General features: G+C 65.3%; 5 protein-coding genes. All 5 read left to right on the top strand.

Going from position 1 to position 4,915, the window contains the following annotated elements; genetic code table 11:
- Nucleotides 1-269 precede the first annotated feature (269 nt).
- The 5 genes from EN745_RS29995 (at nt 270) to EN745_RS29970 (ending at nt 4,793) form a co-directional block, all read left to right on the top strand.
- Complete coding sequence (locus EN745_RS29995) at nt 270-1,112, top strand: ABC transporter permease (protein WP_126059352.1); 843 nt, start codon at nt 270-272, stop codon at nt 1,110-1,112.
- 183 nt (nt 1,113-1,295) lie between these two features.
- Nucleotides 1,296-2,087, top strand: coding sequence for an ABC transporter permease (locus tag EN745_RS29985; RefSeq protein WP_127422911.1), 792 nt, complete (start codon nt 1,296-1,298; stop codon nt 2,085-2,087).
- Complete coding sequence (locus tag EN745_RS29980) at nt 2,084-3,157, top strand: ABC transporter ATP-binding protein (RefSeq protein ID WP_127422910.1); 1,074 nt, start codon at nt 2,084-2,086, stop codon at nt 3,155-3,157. Before EN745_RS29985 ends, EN745_RS29980 begins: the two co-directional genes overlap by 4 nt.
- 14 nt (nt 3,158-3,171) lie before the next feature.
- Nucleotides 3,172-4,446, top strand: coding sequence for a glycosyltransferase (locus EN745_RS29975; RefSeq protein WP_127422909.1), 1,275 nt, complete (start codon nt 3,172-3,174; stop codon nt 4,444-4,446).
- Complete coding sequence (locus EN745_RS29970) at nt 4,443-4,793, top strand: cupin domain-containing protein (protein ID WP_127422908.1); 351 nt, start codon at nt 4,443-4,445, stop codon at nt 4,791-4,793. The genes EN745_RS29975 and EN745_RS29970 overlap by 4 nt, the downstream gene beginning before the upstream one ends.
- Nucleotides 4,794-4,915: the final 122 nt, after the last annotated feature.

Raw genomic sequence — 4,915 nt, 5'->3', positions numbered from 1 at the left:
GTGCCGAACAAGCCGGCGATGGAGAGCCTGCCGGCCGACTTCCTGGCCAAGTTCCCCAACATGGCGATGCCGGTGGCCGACCTCGTCAAGTTCGAGCAGTTGCGCGACGTCGGCGACGCCCAGCGCGACTACTCCAAGATCGTTAGCGAGATCAAGGCCGCGCAGTAGGCGCTTGCAGCCCAGAGACAATGGCCGATGGCGGGCTGCCGCCGTCGGCCGCTGAGCGGTATCGAAAATTGTCCCAGACCAGACTTCGCTCCAACCTGCTGATGGCGCCGGCTTTGGCCTGGCTGACCGCGCTCATGGTCGTGCCATGCGCGCTGGTGCTTGCGCTCGCCTTCTTCCGGCGCGGCATCTATGGCGGGATCGAATACACTTTCACGCTGGAGAATTTCGGCCAGGTCCTCGACCCGCTCTATGCCGGCATCTTCCTCAACTCGGCGCGCATCGCCGGCGCCGCGACACTGATCGCGGTCATCATCGGCTACGCCGCTGCCTATGCGATTGCCGCGGCGCCACGCCGGCTGCAGCCGGTATTTCTGTTCTTCGCCGTGCTGCCGTTCTGGTCGAACTATCTGATCCGCACCTATGCCTGGATCGTGCTCCTCAACCGCGAGGGCCTCGTCACCCAGTTGCTGCGCTGGATGGGCTACACGGGCGAGCCGCCGTCGATGCTCTACACCGAGGGCGCCGTCATCGCCGGCCTGGTCTACAACTACCTGCCCTTCGTCATCCTCGCCTGTTACGCGCCGCTGTCGCGGCTCAATCCGGAACTCGCCGAGGCTTCGCGCGACCTCGGCGCCTCGGCGCTGACCACCTTTCGCCGCGTCATCCTGCCCCTGACGGTGCCCGGCATCGCCGCCGGCGCGGTCTTCGTCTTCGTGCTGTCGATCGGCAATTTCGTCACCCCCGCTCTGCTCGGCGGCGGCCGCTTCCAGATGATCGGCAACCTGGTCTACGACCAGTTCCTGACCGCCAATGACTGGCCGTTTGGCGCCGCCCTCGCCATGGCGCTGATCGCCATCATGCTCGCGGTCCTGATGGCGCAGGCCCTGCTTGCCGACCGCGCCGCCGGCCGAGCCAAGGAAGCTGAGGGAGGTGCCGATGGCTGAGCGCTCCCTTGCTTCCTTCTCCCCGTTCACGGGGAGAAGGTGCCCCGAAGGGGCGGATGAGGGGCGGCGCCAGCCTTTGCGACGCTCAGCGTTGCCCCTCATCTGCCTGCCGGCATCATCTCCCCGTGCACGGGGAGAAGGAGGCTGTATGACCGCTCGCCTCCTGACCATCAGAGGACAGCCATGACTTCGTCGCCTGCCCGCACCCTCGGCTTGCGGACGATCCTCGTCCTGGTCTTCGCCTTCCTCTACATCCCGATCGCCGTCCTGGTGGCGCTCTCCTTCAACGCCGGCGGGCTGCCGACGGCATGGTCGGGCTTCTCGCTGAAATGGTACGCTTCGCTCGCCGGCAATGCGGCGATCCTGCAGGCTGCCCTCAACACGCTGATCGTGGCGCTGGTCTCGACCGCCATCGCCACGCTGCTCGGCACGCTGCTGGCGATCGGCATCGAGATGCGCCGGCAATACGGAAAGGGTCTGGAAGCACTGATCTTCGCGCCGATGATCATTCCAGACATCGTGCTCGCCATCGCGCTGCTGTCGTTCTTCTCGATGCTCGATGTCACCATGGGCCTACACACCATCGTCCTCGCCCATGTCGTCTTCAACCTTGCCTTCGTCTGCTCTGTAGTGCGCGCGCGGCTGAAGAGCTTCGACTGGTCGATCGTCGAGGCCTCCGCCGATCTCGGCGCCTCCGCGCTCACCACCTTCCGGCGGGTGACGCTGCCGGTCATCCTGCCGGCGGTCGTCGCCGGCGCGCTGCTCGCCTTCACGCTCTCGGTGGACGAGTTCATCATCGCCTTCTTCACCGCCGGCGCCGGCCGCGCCTCGACCACGCTGCCGATGCAGATCTATTCGATGATCCGCTTCGGCATCACGCCGGAGATCAACGCGCTGGCGACCATCGTCATGGCGGTTTCGATCACCGCGCTGACCCTTTCGCAGCGGCTCAATCGTGGGGTTATCGGCCAATGAGCGAACCGCGCACGCTGCTTCGGATCGATCGCGTGTCGAAGAATTTCGGCCGCGTGAGAGCCGTCGACGGCATTTCGCTCGACATCCGCGAGAACGAATTCTTCGCCCTACTCGGCCCCTCCGGCTGCGGCAAGACCACGCTGTTGCGCATGCTGGCCGGCTTCGAGACGCCGAGCGACGGCCAGATCCTGCTCGACGGGCGCGATATCGCCCGCACGCCGCCCAACAAGCGACCGGTCAACCTGATGTTCCAGTCCTATGCGCTGTTTCCGCATATGAGCGTCAGGGCCAACGTCTCCTACGGCCTCGAAATGGAGCGCCTGCCGGCGGCCGAGATCCGCAGCCGCGTCGACGCCATCCTGGCGACGACCGAGCTCGTGCCTTTCGCCGACCGCAAGCCGGAGCAATTGTCTGGGGGGCAGAAGCAGCGCGTGGCGCTCGCCCGCGCTTTGGTCAAGCGGCCGCGCCTGCTGTTGCTCGACGAGCCGCTCGGCGCGCTCGACAAGAAACTGCGCGGCGCCATGCAGCTCGAATTGAAGCGCCTGCAGCACGAGGTCGGCATCACCTTCGTCATCGTCACCCACGACCAGGAGGAATCGCTGGTCATGGCCGACCGCATGGCGGTGCTGAAGGATGGCAGGCTGCTGCAATGCGACACGCCGCACGCGATCTACGAACATCCTTCCGACCGCTTCGTCGCCGACTTCATCGGCGTGATGAATTTTGTCCCCGGCCGTGCTGACACCAACGGCGTCCAGGCGACGAATGGCACGAAGATCACCGGCAAGGTTCCGGCGACACTTTCGTCGGGCGCCTCGGCTGTCGCCGCTGTGCGGCCCGAACGCATCCGGCTGTTTCCGTCGCCCGACACCGCCAACCGCGTTGCCGGCACTGTCGAGGCGCTCGCCTATCAGGGCCTCGACCTGCAGGTGCATGTCCGCACCGCTCTGTCGCAAAGGCCGTTCCTGGTGCGCGTCACCGCCGATGCCGCCGACCGCCGGCCGGTTGCCGCCGGCGACCGGATCGAGCTCGGCTGGGACGCCGCCGATGTCAGAATTTTCGCAGATTGATGGAGATTGAAACCATGGCGCAGAAGACCATCGCGTTTTTCCCGGAAGCGGCCTTTGGACCGGCGCTCAATTCCGTCGGCATCGCCCAGGCGGTCGAGGCGCGCGGCCACAGGGCGGTGTTCCTGTCCGACCCCGGCTTTGTCGACGTCTACAAGGGCTACGGCTTCGAGGCGCATCCGGTGAACCTCTCCGAGCCGATGCCGCCGGAGCAGATGGCCAAGTTCTGGGAGGATTTCATCAACGGCCACATCCCGAACTTCCGCAAGTCGCCCTACGGCCAGGTCGACAACTATGTGAAGGATTGCTGGACGGCGATCGTCGACAGCGCCAAATGGGCGCAGAAGGATCTGCCCGGCGTGCTCGACAAGATCAAGCCCGACGTCATCTCGGTCGACAACGTCATCCTGTTTCCGGCGATCAAACAATACGGCAAGCCCTGGGTGCGGGTCATCTCCTGCTCGGAAAACGAGATCGAGGACGAGGACATCCCGCCGCATCTTTCCGGCTGCGCCGAGAGCGATTATGCCGGCCACAAGCGCTACCGCGACCATTTCAACGCGGTGATCAAGCCGATCCATGACGACTTCAACGCCTTCCTCGCCGCCAATGGCGAGGCGCCCTATCCGATCGGCCAGTTCTTCGAGGCCTCGCCCTACCTCAACCTGCTGCTCTATCCGCAGGCGGCGAAGTTCAACCGCCGGCATCCGCTCGACCCGGCGAAATTCCAGTATCTCGAGGGCTGCGTGCGGCAGGAGAAGCCCTACGCAATACCGACCTTTGCGAAGAACAATGACGGGCCGCTGCTCTACGTCTCCTTCGGCAGCCTGGGGGCCGGCGACGTCGACCTCCTGAAGCGCATCATCGCGGCGCTCGGCAAGACGCGCTACCGGGCGCTGGTCAATGTCGGCGGCTACAAGGACCAGTACACCGACGTGCCCGGCAACGTCATCGTCGACAGCTGGTTCCCGCAACCTTCGGTGATCCCGCAGGTCGATGTTGTGATCCACCATGGCGGCAACAACTCCTTCACCGAGTGCCTCTATTTCGGCAAGCCGGCGATCATCATGCCCTATGTCTGGGACGGTCACGACAATGCCACCCGCGTCGGCGAGATCGGCTGCGGCTTCGGCATGCCGCGCTATGACTGGAGCGATGCCGACCTGATCGCGAAGATCGAGGCCTGCCTCACCGATCCGGCAATCAAGGCCAAGCTCGCCAGGGCATCGGCGCAGATGCAGTCGCAGAACGGCCCCGAGAAGGCTGCCGGGCTGCTGGAGCAGCTGCTGTGACCTCCTCCGCCCCGCACCTCCACCAGGCCTCGACCCGCGCCGATCTCGTCGACTGGGGCGCGCAGCCTGACGCGCTGGAGGGCGCTTCGCACTCGACCGGCAGGCTGGTGCACAAGGGTCCGAACAACCAGCCGGAATCCGGCATCTGGGTCTGCACGCCGGGACGCTGGCGGCTCAAGATCCCGCGCGACGAGTTCTGCCACTTCGTTTCAGGTCGCGCCACCTACAAATCCGACGACAGCGAGGTGATAGAGGTGACAGCCGGGACGGTGGTGCTGTTCCCGGCCGGCTGGAGCGGCGAATGCACTGTGCATGAGACCATGCGCAACATCTACATGCTGGCGTAACCGAGGAACTTGACATGCCGACACCGCACTGGCCAAAGGCCTCGACCGTGCAACTGGACGACTGGGGTGCTGGCGCCAACCCTATCGCCGGCTCGCCGCGTGCGTCGGGCAAGGTCCTGTTC

Source organism: Mesorhizobium sp. M4A.F.Ca.ET.022.05.2.1 (genome assembly GCF_003998845.1).
In the GTDB taxonomy this organism is placed as follows: domain Bacteria; phylum Pseudomonadota; class Alphaproteobacteria; order Rhizobiales; family Rhizobiaceae; genus Mesorhizobium.
The sequence above is the reverse complement of the archived record's forward strand: the minus strand, read 5'-3'. Positions and strand labels throughout refer to the sequence as shown.

What these genes read in the sequence shown, in the direction of transcription:
- EN745_RS29980 (WP_127422910.1), top strand. Translation starts at nt 2,084, where the DNA reads ATGAGCGAACCGCGCACGCTGCTTCGGATCGATCGCGTGTCGAAGAAT.
- EN745_RS29975 (WP_127422909.1), top strand. Translation starts at nt 3,172, where the DNA reads ATGGCGCAGAAGACCATCGCGTTTTTCCCGGAAGCGGCCTTTGGACCG.
- EN745_RS29995 (WP_126059352.1), top strand. Translation starts at nt 270, where the DNA reads ATGGCGCCGGCTTTGGCCTGGCTGACCGCGCTCATGGTCGTGCCATGC.
- EN745_RS29985 (WP_127422911.1), top strand. Translation starts at nt 1,296, where the DNA reads ATGACTTCGTCGCCTGCCCGCACCCTCGGCTTGCGGACGATCCTCGTC.